This is a genomic window from Methanoculleus nereidis (genome assembly GCF_032944295.1).
Taxonomy (GTDB): domain Archaea; phylum Halobacteriota; class Methanomicrobia; order Methanomicrobiales; family Methanoculleaceae; genus Methanoculleus; species Methanoculleus nereidis.
On record NZ_JABFFQ010000003.1, the window covers coordinates 12,787 to 31,093 of the forward strand.

The window sequence follows — 18,307 nt, forward strand, 5'->3', positions numbered from 1 at the left end:
ACAAAACTTCAGTTAGCTTGGTGAACTCCGATGGAAGAAACGCAAGAGATGGATACCCCGCGAAAGCGCTACGAATTTAAAAAGATGCTTGAGAGGCTTGCGGAGAAGGAGGGAAGCGGTACCGAGCTGATCACACTCTATATACCTCCGGATAAGCAGATATATGACGTGACCGCCCAGCTCCGCGACGAGTTCGGCCAGTGTGCAAACATCAAAAGCAAACAGACCCGGACAAACGTCCAGAGTGCCATATCCTCCATCCTCTCCCGCCTGAAATACTATAAGCGCCCGCCGGAGCACGGCATGGCGATCTTCTGCGGCACGATCAACACCGGCGGCGACCGCACCAACCTCGAGTGCGAGATCATCGAGCCGCCTGAGGCGCTCAATACCTATATGTACCGGTGCAGTTCCTCGTTCGAACTCGAACCGCTGGAGCAGATGCTCGGCGAGAAGGAGATCTACGGCCTGATTGTCCTCGACCGGCGGGAGGCCTACGTCGGATTTCTCCGCGGCAACCGGATCGAGCCAATCCGCGGCGTCACCTCGACTGTCCCCGGCAAACAACGAAAAGGAGGTCAGTCAAGCGTCCGTTTCCAGCGGCTCCGGCTGATCGCCATCAACGAGTTCTACAAGAAGATCGGCGATCTCGCGAACGATATCTTCCTCGCTGAGAAGGACTTCTTCGAGCGGTTCAAGGGCGTGCTGATCGGCGGCCCAACCCCCACGAAGGAGGAGTTCGAGGCCGGCGGCTACCTCCACCACGAGCTGCAGAAACGGATCATCGGGCTCTTCGACGTCTCCTACACGAACGAGTCCGGGCTTGCCGAACTCGTCGAGAACGCGTCGGACGCCTTGAAAGGCCTCGATATCATCAAGGAAAAGAACATAATGAACCGGTTCCTCCAGGAACTGGTCAAAGACGACGGAGCTGCCGCCTACGGTGAAGAAAGCGTCAGGAAGAACCTGGAACTCGGTGCCGTCGACACCCTTCTCCTCTCCGACAAACTCCGGAGAGCCCGGTTGAAACTTGCCTGCCAGAACAGCGACTACACCGAGGAGCGGACGGTCAGCATCGAGCCGGGGAAACATATCAAGGACCTCGACTTCGGCACCTGCCCAAACGACGGCGGGTCGCTCTATATCGAGGAAGAGAGTGATATCATCGACGAACTGACAACGCTCGCAGACCAGAGCAGCACGGCGGTCAGGATCATCTCGGACGATTTCGAAGAAGGTTCGATGCTCCACAACGCATTCGGCGGGATCGCTGCAATCCTGCGTTACAGGACAGGATACTGATGTTTCAGAAGAAGTATCACCAGATTGAGCGCATGCTCCGGGCATGCACCGGTGAAGAGGACGTCCTCCTCACGACAGGCGGGGATCACGCCGATCTCGCCTCGACCGTAGCGTTTAAACGTGCAAAAAAGGAGAAGCAAGCACCCCAGAAGATCGCCGTGGGCATCGCAGAGAAACTCTCGGCAAACCCCGACCTCGGCGACGTCCGGGTCGAAGCGGTCGGCCCCTACGTCAACTTCCGGTTCGGGCCGACGCTTCTTTCGGAGGCGGTGCGGGAAGCCATCGAGCCCGGTTACGGGAGAGTCTCCCGCCGTTCCGGCCGGGTCGTGCTCGAACACACGAGCGCGAACCCGAACGGCCCGCTCCATGTCGGCCACATCAGGAACACCGTCATCGGCGACACCCTCGCCCGGACGTTCCGGAAGGCCGGCCACCCACTCGAGGTGCAGTATTATCTCAATGACATGGGCCGCCAGATCGCCATCGTCTCGTGGGGGTTCGACCATCTCGATATCGCCCGGGAGGAAGGCGAGAAGGAAGACCATTACGTCGCCCGGGTCTACGTCGCGGCGAACCGGGAGATCGAGAAGAACCCCGGGATCACCGAAGAGATCGACCATCTCATGCAGAAGGTGGAACGCGGCGACGCCGAAACCGTCGCGAAGTTCCGTAAAGCCGTCTCCCTCTGCGCGGAGGGGATCAAGGCGACCCTCGCGGCCCTGAACGCCCACCACGACAGGTTCGTCTGGGAGAGCGACTTCGTCCGGATCGGCGACGTTGACCGGATCGTTGAGCAGGTCCGGCGCCTGCCGCAGGCCCACGAGGACGAGACGCTCTGGGTCGACCTCTCCGAGCAGGGGTTCGAGAAGAAGTACATCCTCCGACGCAGCGACGGCACCTCGGTCTACAGCACCCGCGACCTCGCCTACCACACCTGGAAGGCACGCAACTACGACCGGATGATCGACGTCCTCGGGGCGGACCACAAACTGATCGGCGCCCAGCTCCGGGCCACCCTTGAGCTGCTCGGCGAAAAACCGCCCGAGATCGTCTTCTTCGAATTCGTCTCCCTTCCAGAGGGCGCCATGAGCACCCGGGCGGGCAAGTTCGTCTCGGCGGACGAGCTCATCGAGGAAGTGGCCGCGAAGGCGTTCGAGGAAGTGACCAGCCGCCGTCCCGAACTCCCCGAAGAGGAGCGGGCCGCTATCGCAAAGTCGGTCGCCATCGCCGCCATCCGCTACGACATCGTGAAGGTCTCCCCCGAGAAGAGCACGGTCTTTAACTGGAAGGAGGCGCTGGACTTCGAGCGCCAGAGCGGCCCCTATATCCAGTACGCCCACGCCCGCGCCTGCAGCATTCTCGAGAAGGCCGGGGAGTTCGAGCGGGCCTACCACTACGAGACCGACCACGAGGTCGCGCTCGCCCGGCACCTCGCCCGGTTCCCGGCCGTTGTCGAGCAGACCGTTGAGGAACTCCGCCCGCACCTGCTCGCCTCCTACGCCCGCGAGCTCGCCGACCTCTTCAATGCCTTCTACCACTACGACCCGGTCTTGAAGAGCGAGGGGGAGACCCGGAACAGCCGCCTCGCGCTCGTAGACGCGGTCAGGAACACCTTACAGGAGTCCTTAGAGACTCTCGGGATCGATGCACTCAGAAGCATGTAAAGCCCTCAAAAAACAGGGCTATCAATTCATCACCCCGAACTCTTCGGCGGCCGTAAAACCCTGCATGTGGAACAAGCGGGCGCTCAGGGGCGGGGAGATGTGCTACAAGGCACAGTTCTACGGCATCGAGAGCCACCGCTGTGTCCAGATGACCCCGACCCTCAAGTGCAACCAGCAGTGCCTCTTCTGCTGGCGGTCGTTCGAGCACGAGGTCGTGGAGGAAGAGGAGTGCCCGCCGGACGTGATCATCGAAAATCTCCGGCGCGTCCAGAAAAAAGCGCTCTCGGGCTACAAGGTCTCGCCCTACGTAGCGCCGGAACGGTTCGCGGAGGCTCTCGACCCCACGATGGTCGCGATATCCCTCTCGGGGGAGCCGACCTGCTACTCGCGGCTCCCGGAGCTGGTCGACGGCCTCAACGCCGAGGGTTATACAACGTTCCTCGTCTCGAACGGCACCCGGCCCGACGTCCTCGCCCGATGCCGGCCCTACCAGACCTATGTCTCGTTGGACGCCCCCGACCGGGAGACCTACCTCTCCCTCTGCCGGCCGAAGGAGGACTACTGGGACAGGATTCACGAGAGCCTCGCCGGACTTCGGGAGCGCCGGTCGGCCATCCGCACCACGGTGGTGCGCGGCTACAACGACTTCTCTCCCGAGGGGTATGCGGCGATCTACCAGGACTCCGGGGCCCGGTTCGTGGAGGTAAAGGGTTATATGTATCTGGGGTACAGTAGGAATCGACTGCAGAGGGAGCAGATGCCCGAACACCGTGAGATACGAGCATTTTCCGAGAAAATCGCCGAGCACTGCGATTATGTCATCAGGGACGAGAGCCCGGTGAGCCGGGTTGTCTGTCTGGAGCGGAAGATATGAGATTTGATGTGGAAGAGTTCAAAAAGAGAGCGAGAGAGGACTTCGAGCACGCCTGGCACGAAGGGCCGTCGGTGCTGACCCCGCCGGGGGTCTCGGGCCGGTATCCCCGGGTGAGATATACCCGGGCGACACCGCACCCGATCTTCGAGATCGTGCAACGGCTCCGCGAGACCTACCTCGCGATGGGGTTTGACGAGGCTATGAACCCCCTGATCGTCGAAGAATCGGACATCTACCGGCAATTCGGGCCTGAGGCGATGGCCGTCCTTGACCGGGTCTTCTACCTCGGCGGGCTGCCCCGCCCGAACGTCGGTATCGCGAGAAAGCAGGTCGAGGAGATCGAGGCCATCCTCGGCCGTGCGCTCCCGTCCGGGGCCGAGGAGAAACTCCGCGAGACCCTCCACGGCTACAAGAAGGGGACGATCGACGGCGACGAACTGGCGCACGAACTCGCGACCGTCCTTGAGGCCGACGACGCCGCCGTGGTGCATATCCTCGATGCGGTCTTCCCCGAGTTTAAGGCGCTCGCCCCCGAGTCGTCGCGCAACACCCTCCGGAGCCACATGACGAGCGGCTGGTTCCTGACGCTCTCCTCCCTCTGGGAGAAACGTCACCTCCCGATACGGCTCTTCTCGATCGACCGGTGTTTCCGGCGGGAGCAGGAGGAGGGCCCAACCCGCCTGATGACCTACCACTCGGCCTCCTGCATCGTCGCGGGAGAGGACGTCACCCTCGAAGAGGGGAAAGCCGTCAGCGAAGCCCTCCTCTCGGCCTTCGGGTTTACGGAGTTCCGGTTCCAGCCCGACGAGAAGCGGTCGAAGTACTACATGCCCGAGACCCAGACGGAGGTCTACGCCCGTCACCCGGTCCTCGGCTGGGTCGAGGTGGCCACCTTCGGCATCTACTCGCCTTCGGCGCTCGCGGAGTACGGGATCGGCGTGCCGGTGATGAACCTCGGCCTCGGGGTGGAACGGCTTGCGATGATCGCCTACCAGTCAAACGACGTCCGCCAGCTCACCTACCCGCAGTTCTTCCCGCAGGAGATCTCCGACCGCGAGATCGCCGGCGCCGTCCACCTCCGTGAGGAACCGGCGTCCGCGACCGGGAAGCGTATGGCGGAGGCGATTCGCGCCACGGCCGCCGAGCACGCCGCCGCCCCCGGACCCTGTACGTTCACCGCGTGGAAGGGCGAGATCGCGGGAAGGGAGATAGTGGTGATCGTCGAAGAGCCCGAGTCCAACACAAAACTCTGCGGCCCTGCCTGCGCAAACGAAGTCTTCGTCCACGACGGCTCGGTCCTCGGTGTCCCGGACATCGAGAAGTGGGCGACCGTCCGGCAGGAAGGCGTCTCCACCGGCATCACCTACCTCGATGCGGTATCGAGCCTCGCCGCCGCCCGGATCGAGGAGGCGGCGCGGTGCGGTGAAGAGGCTCACGTCCAGGTGAAGATGTCGAAACTCCCCTCCGACGTCAACCTGCGCATCGAGGAGTACGCGATGCGGCACATCACCGACCACAACAAAAAGGTGGACCTCCGGGGCCCGGTCTTCCTGACGGTCAGGTCGGTCATCCCGGAGCCGTCGACTCAATAAGGGCTTTTTCCCGCCCCGGCCCCTCTTTTTTTCCGGAAGCGCCTTCTTTATTGCGTTCGATGCATCTCCGGAGCAGGGGCAGCACGTCCCGCTGGGTGACCAGATTGAACCGGGCCCTGCTCGGGGCGAGCCCGACCTTGATCGAGTAGGCCTCGGGCGGCATCGCCTCGAAGAGATCTTCGTCTGTCCGGTCGTCGCCGATGGCGAGGATGAAGTCCCAGGCACGTTGAGAGACCCAGTTCAGCGCCGCCCTTCCTTTGTTGACGACGTTGTTCTTGATCTCGATGACCTTGTTCCCGTCCATGACGCCGACGTTCAGGTTCGACGTCAGGTGCAGGAGGTCGTCCTTGAGGTCTTTCGCCCGCTGCGCACCGAGCAGCGGATCGGTTCTCCGATAATGCCAGACGAGCGAGTAGTCCTTCTCCTCGATGAAGGCGCCGGGGGTGCGGTCCGTGTAGAGTTCGAGGAGCGGGTAGATCTCCTCTTTCCACTCGTCCGAGAGCGCCTCAGGCATCCGCCACTCCCCGGAGCGCTCCCTGACCCAGACACCGTGCTCGGCGATGATCCCGATATCCATCTCCCCGAACCAGGCATCCAGCGTGGACCGGTCCCTGCCGCTGATCACCACCACCTCGTTTCCCGGTGTGTGGGAGAGGGACTTGAGCACCTCCCGGGTTGCGTCGCCGGGAACCGCCTTCTGCGGTTTTGCAGCGAAGGGAACCAGAGTTCCATCGTAGTCAAGGAGAAGCAGTCGATCGTTCGCCGCAGCGTAGTCTGCGACCAGTTCCTCCCTGATGGCCGGGGTGACGATCTGCTCGGAGCGTTCGGCCTGGACTGCCCGGGCATCGCCGAGGCGCGTGAAGAAGTCACCTACCCAGCGCTCGATGTCGTAGCGCATCAGCCTCCTCTGCATGACCCGGTTCCGCTCGATCTGCTCCTTCTCCGGCATGGCGACCGCAGTCTCGATCGCCTCAATCACCGCGTCCTGGTCGTTCGGGTTGACGATAATCGCCTCGCCGAGTTCCTCCGCCGCTCCCGCCATCTCAGAGAGGATGAGCACCCCGGTGCCGTCGGTCCTCGTGGCGACATACTCTTTCGCCATCAGGTTCATCCCGTCCCGAAGCGGCGTCACCAGAGCGACGTCGGCGGCGCTGTAGAACGCCACTAACGTCTCGAACGGGAGGAAATTGTAGAAGTAGCGAACGGGAATCCAGTCGGTCGTCCCGTACTTCCCGTTGATGCGGCCGACGAGTTCGTCGATCTGTTTCTTCAACACCTGATAGCTATCGACGCCGGTCCGGGATGGGACCGCGACGAGGACAAGCGAGACCTTCCCCTGGTAATCCGGCTTCTTCTCGAGGAGCGCGTCGAACGCCTCGAGCCGGAGCGGGATCCCCTTTGTGTAGTCCAGGCGGTCGAACGAGAGAATGATCTTTCGTTTCCCGTACTCCTGACGGATACGCGCGATCTCCTTCTGGACCGGGGTGCTGCCTGCGGAGTCGGCGAACCGGTGGTAGTCGATGCCCATCGGGAAGAGGTCGGTGCGCACCATCCGGGTGCCGGTCCTGACCTCCCCAAAGGTGTGCTCGTACCCGAGGAGCCGCCGGACGCTGGAGAGGAAGTGGCGGACGTAGCCGTAGGTATGGAACCCGATAAGGTCCGCTCCAAGGAGGCCGGAGAGGATCTCCTTCCTCCAGGGGAGGTGGCGGAAGATCTCGAACGACGGGAAGGGGATGTGGTGGAAATACCCGATCTCGGCATCCGGCAGGCGCTCCCGGAGCATCTGCGGGAGGAGCATCAGGTGGTAGTCGTGGACCCAGATGGTGTCGTCGGGCCGGGCCACCTCCATCACGGCGTCGCAGAACTTCTCGTTCACCCTCTGGTAGACCTGCCACGTCTTCGGATCGTAGTCTGCATGGAGGTTGAAGTAGTGGAGGAGCGGCCAGAGGGTGTTGTTGCAGAACCCGTCGTAGTAGTGCTTGATGTCATACGGGGAGAGGAAGACCGGGTGGCACTGCTCTTTTGCGAGCACCCCGACAACCCGATCTTTCTCTTCTTCCTGATTCTTCCGGATGTTTATGCCAGGCCAGCCGACCCAGAGGCTCTCGTAGGACTTGTAGAAAGAGCCAACTCCCGTGGCAAGACCGCCGACGCTCCGTTGCAGGTGGAGGTCGCCGTTCTTGCGGGAAACACCGACCGGAAGCCTGTTTGATACTATCAGTAACCGGTTCATAGTTGATCCTGCTCACAGTCGTGGGATGATCACCATCCAGGTATTCTCAACCAAAATTAAGGTTTTGGCGAAATCTCCAAAAATTGCAGATATCAAACCCCGGGCGAACAACTCCTTTCCCCGGCTCTCCCGTCGCCCGCCGGCACCATGCATCCCGGGCGCGTCCTATCGTAGCGATTCCGTCGGAGGATCCGCGGCGGCGGCTGGCGGAGGAGGGGCGGATTCGTGGCCGGGGTGGGCAGAGCAATCAGGATCTGGTTATCGTATGTCGCAGGCCGGGCGGGGTGGGGGAGATAACCTCGAAGACCGAAGGACGACCCCCACCGCCCGGCCGGAGGGATAGGAAGTATCCCTCCAGCCTGATCGTGAGGAGTTATGATATTCTCTATTGCAATGCGGCTATCGAGGCGACGAGCGGTGGTAAAGGAGGATTGCGGGACCAGGGATGGACGGGCATCCACGACCGGAGTGCCGCGTCTGCGCCCCACACCGCAAACGTTATATTTTTCTAACACAATGTTAGATATACATAACAGGTGGCGCGATGAAGAAGCGATACGCGATACAGATTGCGGCGGGAGTGGTTCTCGGCGCTGCAGGCATACTCCTTCCATTCCTTGTAGCCGGGACGGAGGCGATCTCCTCGCTCCTGGTGACCATCGGTCTCGTGATCCTCGCGGTGGCCGTGGTCCGGCACTGGAGGTTTCGGGACGAACCGGAGAGAGACGAGCGGACGCAGAAGATCGGGGCCTACGGCATCTCCTACTCCTGGCTCCTCACCATCGTCTTCCTTGCTCTGCTCTTCTGGGTGAACTACCTCGGGCTGCTCGCCCTCACGGTCGAGACCGTGCTCCTCTCGACCATACTGCTGATGGGGCTCTCCGCACGGCTATTCCAGTGGTACTTCTTCCGGCAGGGGGATGTGGCGTGAGGCCGACGTTGCAGGCAGTGGTCGGTGGGGCCTCCATCCTCACCGGAACCGCCTTCGCCGTGATCCTCCCCGGGCTGAACCCCTGGATACCCATCATCCTCATCCCCTTCGGGGTGCTGCTCATCGCCGGGGCCGTGATGGAGCGGATGAAGACCGACGAAGGCCCCCCAGACGACGAACGGCTCCGCAAGATCCGCACGTTCGCACGCTCGTACGCCTGGCAGGTCTCGTTTGTCGCCCTGATGTTCCTGCTCTTCGTCGATTTTGCTGGCATGGTCCGGCTGAGCGGGAGGGAGGTGCTGGTTGCACTCTTCCTTCTTGCGGGGATCAGCGCGAGCGTTGCGGAACTATACCTGCTCCGGAAGGGGGACGCCGGGTGAGGACCCGGATCCGGGAGCTCCGGGCGAAGGCGGGGATTACCCAGGAGGAGCTGGCGCAGCAGGTCGGGGTCCGGCGGGAGACGATCGTCTTCCTCGAGAAGGGGAAGTACAACCCCTCCCTGAAACTCGCCTATAAAGTGTCCAGGGCGCTCGGCTCAACCATCGAAGAGGTCTTCATCTTCGAGGACGAGGATCTGGCGTGATCGTGCCGTCCCGGCGGATGGCTGCACGGCAGGGGAGTCGCAACCGGCGTCCCCCGGGAGCCCGCCGACGATCGGGTGCAGAAGAAACCGCCAGCTCCGGATCGATACAGTAGAGCAACAGGGGGTCACAGAAAAATGATATTGGGGACAATCCATAAGGTTGGAGTGGCAGACTAAAAATGTTCCGATTCGATATTCGTGAATTAATCCCCCAAATTTAACATTAGCCCAATATTTGGGCCTTTCTCCCGATAACGCTTTTTTATTACATCAAAAATATATTGTATGCCGGTGATTCGATTATTCGGGATGGGCGCAGCAAGAGGGAATTGTTTTCCGCATTTTTGGGAGATAAGGATCGATCCTTTCTACCCGGCCCGCCACTGCCGTCCGGCCGCCCCAGAACAAACCCGCGGACGGCAGGCCGAACAGAACCCCGGGCCCTTTCGATCGGTCTCAGCGATGGTGTTTGAGAAACGCATTACGCACCGGGGGTCTTCGCAGTGGGCGAGCCCGAAGGTGTGCCCCAGCTCATGCACCGCCTCCACCACGGCGCGGTGCAAAAAGAGGGCCGCATCTTCCGGCAGCCTGTAGAACGACTGTCTGAGACGATGAAGGGAGATCAGGGCGCACCTCCGATCGGCTATCCCAAAGACAAAGTTCATTCCCGGGAAGTAGAGGTCGGCGTTGGTGATCCCCAGTATCCGGTTGCCGCCGGCGGGCTCCAAGGAGAGCGAGAGGAACTCGAGCACCATCTCCGCGTCGTACTGGTTGCGGGCGGCGTTCCGCGCGGCTGCAGGAAGCGGGATCTCCTCCCCGATCGCGACGTCGCGGGAGAACGCCGCCTCCAGGGGATCCTTGAGCATCCGTATCTCCTCAGGATCGACCTTCCCAATTGGGACCAGGATGAGATTCATGGGGGCATCCTGGCGCCGGTTATCGGCAGGCGAGAACTTGAGGGTATCGATCAGGGATTGGAGGGGTGGCGCCCCGTGACAGAAAGCCGTCCGGCAAGGTCGTCAAGGATGCTAACGGCCGCCTCCCGGTCAAGCGGCTGGTTCTGGTTCCCGCACTTCGGCGAATAGATGCATGCGGGGCATCCCGCAGTGCACCCGCAGTCGCGGACCAGTTCGTGCGCCGTCCCGGCAACCGCGGGGAGGAGGGCGAACGCCTTCTCCGCAAGCCCGATCCCGCCCTCGTAGCCGTCGTAGACGAATATCGTCGGCGCACCGGTTGCAGCGTGGAAGGAGGTCGAGAGTCCGCCGATGTCATGGCGGTCGCAGACGACATGATAGGGCATGACGGCGATCAGGGCGTGCTCCGCACCGTGCAGCCCGCCGGCAAGGTCTCGCCCCCCTGCGACGACCTCCTCCACCGCCCGGTCCGGCAGGGTGAACCAGAGAGCCTTCGTCTCAAGGTGGAGCGGCGGGAGGTCCAGCCGGTGGTAACTCACGGCCCGACCATAATGGCGCACTGTATACCCGACGACCTCTTGGGTGACCTTGATGTCGCCGAACGAGACCTGCATGCCCCCGATATCGCGGCGCCGGATCTCCCGCACGACTGCCACGTCGGTGGTGGAGAGGGGCTGGGTATAGGTATCGGTATCGGTCTCCTCCACCCGGATGGCATGTTGGTCGAGATCCATCGCGGTCACCACGTAGGTCTCCCCCCGGTGGAGGAGGATGGCGCCCGGGTGCGCCTCCCGGTAGGCCTGCCCCCGATCCATCGTCTCGAGCAGTCTCGCCCCGTGCATCACCCGGAAGGTATCGGAGGAGACGGCGTCCAGGCTGACCATATCCGCCGCCCGTCCCTTTCCGGCGTAGATCCAGCCCCTCGAGGCCTTCCGGAGCAGGTGGACCTGCTCGAATGCCGCAAGCATCCCCGCGAGATCCGGACCGAACCAGCGGCCGTCACGCTCCGGGTCGACAGGGAGTTCCGCCGCCGCGCAGAGGAGGTGGCCCGAGAGGATATACGGATTTCCCGTGTCCACGACGGCATGCTCGCAGGGCCGGGAGAAGAACGCCTGCGGGTGGCGCATGAAGTACTGGTCGAGCGGGTTCTCGAACGCGACGAGAACGGCAAACGACTCGCCGGAGCGGCGTCCGGACCTCCCCGCCTGCTGCCGGACCGAGATCATCGTCCCGGGATACCCGGAGATGATGACGCCGTCGAGCGACCCGACATCGATCCCGAGTTCGAGGGCGTTCGTCGTCACGACGCCGCGGAGACTGCCGTCTTTGAGACCGTCCTCGATCGCCCGCCGGTCTTTGGGGAGGTAGCCGGCCCGGTATGCGCTTATTGCCGGGAACGGCCCGGAGCGGATCGCGATCAGTTCGGCAAGTCTCCGGGAGACGGTGAAGCAGAGCGTCCGGCATCCGCTTTCCACCGACGCAAGGAGGAGGTCTTTCGTCGCCGAATGGGCGGACCGCCCGCCGCCGGCGGTAGAGGGGTTGTAGAGGACGAACGTCTTTGCACCCGCCGGCGACCCGTCCTCCCCGATAGCGATCGCCTCCTCCCCGGTCAGGCGGGCGGCGAACTCCCCGGGGTTTGCAAGGGTGGCCGAGGAGAGGACGAACTGCGGACGGGCACCGTAGTGGTCGGCGATGCGGGCAAGGCGGCGGAGGAGCATCGCCATGTGCGATCCGGCAACCCCGCGATAACGGTGGGCCTCGTCGATCACCACAAACCGCAGGTTCCGGAAAAATCGGCTCCACTTCATGTGCCAGGCGAGGACCTGGTGGAGTTCGTGCGGGTTCGAGAGGATGACCCGTGAACGCTCCCGGATCGCCGGCCGCCTCCCGGCGGGCGTGTCGCCGTCGTAGATGGCGGCGTCCACCCGGATCCCGGACTCCCGCTCCAATTCCCGGACCACCTTCACCTGATCGTTCGCGAGCGCTTTTGTCGGGTAGAGGAAGAGCGCGGTTGCGCCGGGGTCGGCGGCGAGATGCTCGAAGACCGGGAGCAGGAACGCGAGCGTCTTTCCGCTCGCGGTCGGGGTGGTGATGATGATGTTCTCTCCGGTGCGCAGGTGTTCGATCGCCGCACACTGGTGAGTGTAGAGCCGGAGTCCCTTCCCATCGCAGTAGGACTGAAGTTCTTTTGGAAGGAGACGGGAGAGGTCTCCATACCGGGCTTCCCGGCGGGACGTGGTCTCGATATGCACGACACTCTCCCGAAACCGGGGATCGGTCGCGAGCAGGTCGAGAAAGTCACGCACCGCCATTGCCATCCCCCCGGAGTATGGCAAAGAGCCGGGCGAGCGAGATGAGGTCCTGGCGGTTATGCTCCACCACCGGGACGAGCGGGCCGGGATTTCCCGTCCGCTGGTAGGTATCGTAAAACTCCGGCACCATCCGGCCCGGAACGTCATCCGCCCGCCCGACGCCGAGGACCTCCCTCTCGAGCGTGCCGAGCCGGCAGGTGGCGAACGAGCCCCTCCAGCGGCGGCGTGCGAAGTGGAGGACGTCGAAGTGAGGCATGCCGAGCTCTGCCGGGATACCGTAGTAGGCAAGCCGCTCCCGGATATAGGGGAGGTCGAACGCCCGGCCGTTGAAGGTGACGAGGGCCGTGCCCACCGCTTCCAGATCGGGGAGGACGGTGGTGAGCGCCGCTTCCTCCTCGTCGACGGACCGGAGCAGGTACTGGTGGACGACGATTGACCCGCCCCGAACCCGGGCGAGGCCGATGAGGATGATCGGCCGGGAGAAGAGCCCCAGGGTCTCGATATCGAGGAAGATGAAATCCCCGGGAGCGTGGAACCGGCTGACCTCGAGGAGGAGCGGATCGCTTCTCCGGCGCCGCCCAATCCGCTCCAGAAGGTTGCAGACGTCCCCCTCCGCAACCGAGTCCAGGAGCCGGGCAGCCTCCCGGCGGTAGAGCGGGTGCCGGACAAGGTCGGCGACCGTCCGGTAACCCCACCTTTTCAGCTTCCGCTCCGTCACCTCACCGATGCCGCGGACCAGGGTGAGGTCGCCGAGGATGGCCGCCACCGCCCGATCCGGGTCACGGTCATCAAGGTCCATGGCGCTCCGGGACTCAAGACGGTAACATCTCCCCCCGCCACACGCAACCTCCCGGCCGCAAAAGACGTCCTCGAACGCCCGGCCCCGGTAACCGGCAATGAGGTCGTCCCGGAGCCTCCGGGCCCTATCGTAGTCCGGGAAGGGGGCGAGCGGGGACCACCGCCCCGGGGCGAACCTCTCGTCCCCCCCGAAGGCGTTATGCTCCCCGGCCCGGTCAGCCCGGGCCCGCCACAGCCTCCCTGCCCGATCGAATGGGTAAGCCATTCTGTCGGCAGAGGGTTGGACTCTGGCGGAATTCAACCTGATCCCCGCGTAGTGAAAGTGAACGGGGGACCTTTCCCTCCTGCGTTACTTCTTCTGTGCGGGCCTCACCACGATCGAGCACACATCGTCGCCGGCACAGATGGCGCTCAGGTATTTCAGAGCGTAGTCCGGGTTCAAACCCGGTATCGCGGCGCCTGTGTAACCGTGACAGGCGTTGCAGACGGCAAGTGGGTTTTCGCCCTGTTCTTTCGCCCGCGCGACCATCGCACACTTCCGGACGGTCAGGAGCGCCTCGTCCGGCGCTGATTCCTTGACCTCGTACCGGTACTCGGGCCCAAAGAGCACCCCTGTTGCCGCCGCAAACGCTTCCGCAACCTCCCGGGCGTTTCCGAGCGGCATCCCGAAGGCACGGGCGATGACGCCCGCTTCCCTCCCCTGCTCCCGCCATACCGCCCGCTCGACCTCGTTGTAGAGCTGGTCGTCGGCACCGTCCCTGATGGCTCTCCGATAGGCAAGCGGCAGTGTGGAGACTTCCCGGGCGGCAAGTTTCCAGCGTACGTCCACCGGTATCCGTTCGAACGTATCCATATCCTCTTTCTCCTCCTTGTGATGTTCTCCGGATCGAAGGCGGATACACCTGTAACCCCATCAAGGTTCTCACGAATGTGCCGCTCCTCCCGGGCACCGCATAAATACTCCTGCAGACAACAAAAGGAACGACATGAAGATCGGAGCAGCCCTGATCGATATCGACGGCGTCCTCTACGTCGGCGACCGAGCTGTCGCTGGAGCGGGCCGGACGCTCCGGGAACTCGACCGGCGGGGAATACCCTACCGGTTCGTCTCCAACACCACCCGCCGCTCCCGCCATTCGGTCGCCGGCCGCCTGCAGGCCCTCGGCTATGCCGTCCCGGAACCCTGGATCATCACCGCCCCGGTCGCCGCCGCCGCACACCTGCGGGAAGGTGGCCGGACCCGGTGCTTCCTCCTCACCACCCCGAACGCCCGGAGAGACTTCGAGGAGGCCGGTATCGTGCCCGTGGAGGAGAATGCCGACGCGGTCGTGGTCGCCGACGCGGGCGACGATCTGACCTACGCCTCGATGAACCGGGCGTTCCGCCTTCTCGTGGGCGGCGCAGACCTCGTCGCGCTCGAAAAAGACCGGTACTGGATGGGGGCGGACGGGCTGATGCTCTCGGCCGGCCCCTTCGTGGCCGCGCTCGAGTACGCCGCCGGAAAGGAGGCGGAGGTGATCGGGAAACCCTCCCCGGCTTTCTTCCGCCGTGCGCTCCGGGAGATCGGGGCGGACCCGGGGGAGGCGGCGATGATCGGCGACGACATCGTCACCGATATCGGCGGCGCCCGGGCCTCCGGGATGAAGGGCATCCTGGTCAGGACCGGCAAGTACCGGGAGGAGACGGTTCGCGCTTCAGGCATCACACCGGACCTTGTCATCGATTCGCTCGCCGACCTCCCGGATTACATCTGATACCATGTGGAAACGGATCCTCACCGCGCTCGTCCTCGTCGCCATGGCACTCGGCGCCGGGTGCCTGGGTGGTCTTCTCCATCCTCCGGTCGTCCCGCCGGCGATCGTGCCGGTCGAGGGGGCTGCCCTCGACCAGGCGCCGGCCTACACCTTCCCGTTCGAGGACGGGGAGGAGACGATCCGGGTCAGTCCAGACCCGGCGGTCTATGCCGGTGCGAAAGCAGCGGATCGGCAACTCTACCTCTCAGAGAACCTCTCTGAAGAGGAGTGGATTCCGATCTACTACCTGGCGTTCATCAACGATCCTCATCAGGAACCCCTTTACGCGGACTTGCTCGCGGCCCTCCGGGAGATCCGTGACCGGGAAGCCCTCGGCGACGACCGCTACCTGGAACTGATCGCCGCATTCGTGCAGTCCATCCCGTACCGGACCGACGCCTCGGTCGCGGAGCCGAAGTTCCCCATCGAGACCTATGTGGACGCAGAAGGGGACTGCGACGACAAAAGCCTCCTCCTTGCCGGGCTCCTCGCACGAGAAGGCTACGGGGTCGCGCTCCTCTACTTCGGGGAGGAAGGGCACATGGCCGTCGGGGTGAAGAGCGCCGGGTGCCGCTACCGCTACCGCAACACGCCGTACGCCTACATCGAGGCCACGAACACCAGTTACGTGGGGATTCCGCCCGCGGAACTCGCGGACGGGACGCTCCTCTCCTCCGATCCCCTGGTGATCCCGGCCGGGTACGGGAACAGGTCCTACACGGCGTGCGGCGAGGTCGAAACGATCGAACACGCCCTCTCGGCATCCCGCAACCACCTTGAGGAGTTCGAGGTGGAACTCACGGCTCGTACCCGGGAGCTCGAAGAGGAGAGAGTGTCCCTGGAAGCTCTCGATGTGAGGATAGCGGCCCTCTCCCGGTCGGGGGAGATCCGGGAGTGCAACCGTCTCGTCACGGAATACAACCAGAGGGCCCGGGAATATAACGACGCGATAGACGCCTACAACACCCTGCTCGCTGAGTCCGAGGCTGCCGTAGACCTCCATAACCACCTCATCACCCACGCGCACGACCGGTCCGGATCGTACCTCCGTGCCCGGGCATACCTCGCGGGGTGACGGAGGGGCAGGGATCCCCGGAAGGGGGATTACGCGTGGCTCTCCGCCTCAAAGAAGGGGTGGTTCGCCGGGGCGCTGGAGGCGAAGTATGTTGCCTTACGCATCTGGCTGCGCCGAACAACAGTCGGATACCGGGCGGCCCGCTCGGCAAGGCAGGCAAACGTGGTGAATGTAGATCTTTCCATGTAAAAAAACGGAGTGAAGGCACTACTTAACTGTAGGCCGCGTGCGGGGTGAAAGTGAAGAGCCGGGAATCCGCCAGAAGCTTCGCGCCCGTTATGCAGGAGTTTACCGGTTATCGCCGCGATCAGGACCTACATCAATCGAAAAGGTAATTGCTCCGTTGGCAAGCGTTAATGTATTCCCTTGACAAATACATGGAACGAAGTGCCGTATGCTGGATATCAGTGATTTACACGTGAGCGTGGATGGCACCGAGAAGCTCCACGACATCAACCTCCATATCGGGCAGGGGGAGACCCATATCCTGATGGGGCCGAACGGCTCGGGGAAGAGCACGCTGCTCAAAGCCATCATGGGGTTCGGCGGCTACACGATCACGTCCGGATCCATCGTTTTTAAGGGAACGGATATCACCGGGATGCCGGTCCACGAGCGCGCCCATCTCGGGATAGGCATGATGTTTCAACACCCGCCCGCGATATCGGGGCTGAAACTCGAAAAGCTCCTCGCCGCCACATCCCATCTGGGCGAAGACGCAATCGAGGCGCTCGCGCAGACGGTCAATATGGAGCATTTCCTCGCCCGCGATACCAACGTCGGGTTCTCCGGCGGCGAGATCAAGCGGAGCGAGGTCCTACAACTGAAGGTCCAGCAGCCCGATTTCCTCATGCTGGACGAGCCAGAGAGTGGTGTGGACCTCGAGAACATGAGCCTGATGGGCAAAGAGATCGCAGGCCTGCTCGAGAAAGATGTCCATATCGTCAACCGCCGCCGGAGCGGCCTCATTATCACCCACACCGGCTACATTCTCGATTACCTCGAGGCCGACCAGGGGCATGTGCTGATCGACGGCCGGATCCGGTGCCACGGGAACCCCCGCGAGATCCTGCGCGTGGTCAAAGAGAAAGGATACGGAGAGTGTATGCGTTGCAAACAGATGTAGGCGATATCGAACAGCTCTCGCAGGAGGACCGGGAACGTCTCGCTCTGACCGGCCTTGAAGTCGGAATGCAGAATCGGTGCGGGAGTTTCTTCCAGATCGACCAGGATGTGATCCAGACCACCTGCGGTGCCGAAGGGATCGAGATGATCCCCATCAAGGCCGCCCTCGAGAAGTACGACTGGGTGAAAGACTACTACTGGAACGCCGTATCGCGCGAAAAGGACAAATATACACAGTACCTGGCGAAGCAGGAGAACCCGCAGGGCCTCGTCGTCATCGCTCATGAAGGCGTGAAGGTCGAGATGCCCCTCCAGGCCTGCCTCTTTCTGCGCGAAGAGCCGGTGCAGCACGTCCACAACATCTTCATCGCGAGGGAGGGATCCGAGATCAACATCATCTCCGGCTGTGCAAGTTCCTGGCAGAAGGAGCACGGAGCGCATATCGGAGTGACCGAGATCTACGTCGGCAAAGGCGCCAAGGTCACGTCCACGATGATCCACAACTGGAACCCCGGCATCAGCGTCTTCCCGCGGAGCGCCACCGTCGTCGAAGAGGACGGAACCTTCCTCTCGAACTACGTCTGCATGCAGCCGGTCAACCGTATCGAGATGTACCCAACGGCCCGCCTGGTCGGGAAGAACGCCGTGGCCCGGTTCTCGAGCATCGTCGTCGCGACACCGGGCTCGACCCTCGATCTGGGTTCCCGCGCCATCCTCGGCGCCGAGAACGCGAGCGCCGAACTGATCACCCGGGCGATCACCACCGGCGGCACCATCATCTCCCGGGGCCACATCCTCGGCGAGAAGGACAACACCCGGGGCCACATCGAGTGCAAGGGCCTGATCTTAAAAGACGGCATCGTCCACGCCATCCCCGAGATCGAGGGGACGCTGACCGGCACCGAACTTTCCCACGAAGCCGCGGTCGGCAAGATCGCCCGGCACGAGATCGAGTACCTCATGGCCCGGGGTCTCTCCGAGGAAGAGGCCACCGCAACCATTATACGCGGGTTTCTGGATGTGAAGATCAGCGGTCTGCCTGCAGTCCTGCAGGAGCAGATCGATGCCGCGATCGATAAAGCAGAATCAGGCTTCTGATTCGGGAGACGGG

At 63.1% G+C, this 18,307-nt stretch carries 17 protein-coding genes; 11 read left to right on the forward strand and 6 right to left on the reverse strand.

Annotated features, from left to right (window positions below; translation table 11 throughout):
- Positions 1–30 precede the first annotated feature (30 nt).
- The 4 genes from prf1 to sepS are packed head-to-tail and all read left to right on the forward strand — an operon-like array spanning position 31 to position 5,432.
- Complete coding sequence (gene prf1, locus HL657_RS05555; protein WP_317295835.1) at positions 31–1,302, forward strand: peptide chain release factor aRF-1; 1,272 nt, start codon at positions 31–33, stop codon at positions 1,300–1,302.
- On the forward strand, positions 1,302–2,966 hold the full coding sequence (argS, locus tag HL657_RS05560) for an arginine--tRNA ligase (RefSeq protein ID WP_317295836.1): 1,665 nt from the start codon (positions 1,302–1,304) through the stop codon (positions 2,964–2,966). The genes prf1 and argS overlap by 1 nt, the downstream gene beginning before the upstream one ends.
- A complete protein-coding gene (gene twy1, locus HL657_RS05565; protein ID WP_317295837.1) occupies positions 2,947–3,840 on the forward strand; it encodes a 4-demethylwyosine synthase TYW1 in 894 nt (297 codons plus the stop codon). Before argS ends, twy1 begins: the two co-directional genes overlap by 20 nt.
- A complete protein-coding gene (gene sepS / locus HL657_RS05570) occupies positions 3,837–5,432 on the forward strand; it encodes an O-phosphoserine--tRNA ligase (RefSeq protein WP_317295838.1) in 1,596 nt (531 codons plus the stop codon). The genes twy1 and sepS overlap by 4 nt, the downstream gene beginning before the upstream one ends.
- On the opposite strand, the gene HL657_RS05575 is transcribed toward sepS, so the two are convergent.
- Positions 5,407–7,665: a bifunctional alpha,alpha-trehalose-phosphate synthase (UDP-forming)/trehalose-phosphatase gene (locus HL657_RS05575; protein WP_317295839.1), complete on the reverse strand. Its 2,259-nt coding sequence runs from the start codon at positions 7,663–7,665 to the stop codon at positions 5,407–5,409. The two genes, sepS and HL657_RS05575, sit on opposite strands and share 26 nt — an antisense overlap.
- A gap of 544 nt (positions 7,666–8,209) precedes the next feature.
- Between HL657_RS05575 and HL657_RS05580 the strand changes: the two genes are divergently transcribed.
- The 3 genes from HL657_RS05580 to HL657_RS05590 are packed head-to-tail and all read left to right on the forward strand — an operon-like array spanning position 8,210 to position 9,179.
- Positions 8,210–8,596, forward strand: coding sequence for a hypothetical protein (locus HL657_RS05580; RefSeq protein ID WP_317295840.1), 387 nt, complete (start codon positions 8,210–8,212; stop codon positions 8,594–8,596).
- Positions 8,593–8,976 carry a hypothetical protein gene (locus tag HL657_RS05585; protein WP_317295841.1) on the forward strand — a complete coding sequence of 128 codons (384 nt, stop codon included), beginning with the start codon at positions 8,593–8,595 and terminating at the stop codon, positions 8,974–8,976. The genes HL657_RS05580 and HL657_RS05585 overlap by 4 nt, the downstream gene beginning before the upstream one ends.
- A complete protein-coding gene (locus tag HL657_RS05590; RefSeq protein WP_317295842.1) occupies positions 8,973–9,179 on the forward strand; it encodes a helix-turn-helix transcriptional regulator in 207 nt (68 codons plus the stop codon). The genes HL657_RS05585 and HL657_RS05590 overlap by 4 nt, the downstream gene beginning before the upstream one ends.
- Before the next feature lie 368 nt (positions 9,180–9,547).
- Here the strand turns inward: HL657_RS05590 and HL657_RS05595 are convergent, their stop codons facing one another.
- The 4 genes from HL657_RS05595 to HL657_RS05610 all read right to left on the reverse strand — a co-directional run bounded on the left by HL657_RS05595 (position 9,548) and on the right by HL657_RS05610 (position 14,056).
- Complete coding sequence (locus tag HL657_RS05595) at positions 9,548–10,096, reverse strand: archaemetzincin family Zn-dependent metalloprotease (protein WP_317295843.1); 549 nt, start codon at positions 10,094–10,096, stop codon at positions 9,548–9,550.
- A 50-nt stretch (positions 10,097–10,146) separates the two neighbouring features.
- Positions 10,147–12,405 carry a DEAD/DEAH box helicase gene (locus HL657_RS05600; protein ID WP_317295844.1) on the reverse strand — a complete coding sequence of 753 codons (2,259 nt, stop codon included), beginning with the start codon at positions 12,403–12,405 and terminating at the stop codon, positions 10,147–10,149.
- Positions 12,392–13,468 (reverse strand): ribonuclease H-like domain-containing protein, encoded by a 1,077-nt coding sequence (locus tag HL657_RS05605; protein ID WP_317295845.1) that lies wholly within the window; start codon positions 13,466–13,468, stop codon positions 12,392–12,394. Before HL657_RS05605 ends, HL657_RS05600 begins: the two co-directional genes overlap by 14 nt.
- An 84-nt stretch (positions 13,469–13,552) precedes the next feature.
- Complete coding sequence (locus HL657_RS05610; RefSeq protein ID WP_317295846.1) at positions 13,553–14,056, reverse strand: hypothetical protein; 504 nt, start codon at positions 14,054–14,056, stop codon at positions 13,553–13,555.
- Positions 14,057–14,189: 133 nt separating this feature from the next.
- Between HL657_RS05610 and HL657_RS05615 the strand changes: the two genes are divergently transcribed.
- Positions 14,190–14,957, forward strand: a complete 768-nt coding sequence (locus tag HL657_RS05615) for a TIGR01458 family HAD-type hydrolase (RefSeq protein ID WP_317295847.1) — start codon at positions 14,190–14,192, stop codon at positions 14,955–14,957.
- A 4-nt stretch (positions 14,958–14,961) separates the two neighbouring features.
- The gene (locus HL657_RS05620) at positions 14,962–16,071 is read left to right on the forward strand and encodes a hypothetical protein (protein ID WP_317295848.1); all 1,110 of its coding nucleotides are present in this window, start codon (positions 14,962–14,964) and stop codon (positions 16,069–16,071) included.
- 29 nt (positions 16,072–16,100) lie between these two features.
- Here the strand turns inward: HL657_RS05620 and HL657_RS05625 are convergent, their stop codons facing one another.
- On the reverse strand, positions 16,101–16,256 hold the full coding sequence (locus HL657_RS05625) for a hypothetical protein (RefSeq protein WP_317295849.1): 156 nt from the start codon (positions 16,254–16,256) through the stop codon (positions 16,101–16,103).
- A 209-nt stretch (positions 16,257–16,465) separates the two neighbouring features.
- Here HL657_RS05625 and HL657_RS05630 point away from each other — a divergent pair, with 209 nt between their 5' ends.
- Together HL657_RS05630 and HL657_RS05635 are read left to right on the forward strand one after the other, a co-directional pair.
- A complete protein-coding gene (locus tag HL657_RS05630) occupies positions 16,466–17,197 on the forward strand; it encodes an ABC transporter ATP-binding protein (protein ID WP_317295850.1) in 732 nt (243 codons plus the stop codon).
- On the forward strand, positions 17,182–18,294 hold the full coding sequence (locus tag HL657_RS05635; protein ID WP_317295851.1) for a SufB/SufD family protein: 1,113 nt from the start codon (positions 17,182–17,184) through the stop codon (positions 18,292–18,294). Before HL657_RS05630 ends, HL657_RS05635 begins: the two co-directional genes overlap by 16 nt.
- Positions 18,295–18,307 lie beyond the last annotated feature (13 nt).

Excerpts from the sequence above, each read along its gene's own strand:
- prf1 (WP_317295835.1), top strand. The coding sequence starts at position 31 with ATGGAAGAAACGCAAGAGATGGATACCCCGCGAAAGCGCTACGAATTT.
- argS (WP_317295836.1), top strand. The coding sequence starts at position 1,302 with ATGTTTCAGAAGAAGTATCACCAGATTGAGCGCATGCTCCGGGCATGC.
- twy1 (WP_317295837.1), top strand. The coding sequence starts at position 2,947 with ATGCACTCAGAAGCATGTAAAGCCCTCAAAAAACAGGGCTATCAATTC.
- HL657_RS05610 (WP_317295846.1), bottom strand. The coding sequence starts at position 14,056 with ATGGATACGTTCGAACGGATACCGGTGGACGTACGCTGGAAACTTGCC.
- HL657_RS05600 (WP_317295844.1), bottom strand. The coding sequence starts at position 12,405 with ATGGCGGTGCGTGACTTTCTCGACCTGCTCGCGACCGATCCCCGGTTT.
- HL657_RS05580 (WP_317295840.1), top strand. The coding sequence starts at position 8,210 with ATGAAGAAGCGATACGCGATACAGATTGCGGCGGGAGTGGTTCTCGGC.
- HL657_RS05620 (WP_317295848.1), top strand. The coding sequence starts at position 14,962 with ATGTGGAAACGGATCCTCACCGCGCTCGTCCTCGTCGCCATGGCACTC.
- HL657_RS05605 (WP_317295845.1), bottom strand. The coding sequence starts at position 13,468 with ATGGCTTACCCATTCGATCGGGCAGGGAGGCTGTGGCGGGCCCGGGCT.
- sepS (WP_317295838.1), top strand. The coding sequence starts at position 3,837 with ATGAGATTTGATGTGGAAGAGTTCAAAAAGAGAGCGAGAGAGGACTTC.
- HL657_RS05595 (WP_317295843.1), bottom strand. The coding sequence starts at position 10,096 with ATGAATCTCATCCTGGTCCCAATTGGGAAGGTCGATCCTGAGGAGATA.
- HL657_RS05575 (WP_317295839.1), bottom strand. The coding sequence starts at position 7,665 with ATGAACCGGTTACTGATAGTATCAAACAGGCTTCCGGTCGGTGTTTCC.
- HL657_RS05630 (WP_317295850.1), top strand. The coding sequence starts at position 16,466 with ATGCTGGATATCAGTGATTTACACGTGAGCGTGGATGGCACCGAGAAG.
- HL657_RS05615 (WP_317295847.1), top strand. The coding sequence starts at position 14,190 with ATGAAGATCGGAGCAGCCCTGATCGATATCGACGGCGTCCTCTACGTC.
- HL657_RS05625 (WP_317295849.1), bottom strand. The coding sequence starts at position 16,256 with ATGGAAAGATCTACATTCACCACGTTTGCCTGCCTTGCCGAGCGGGCC.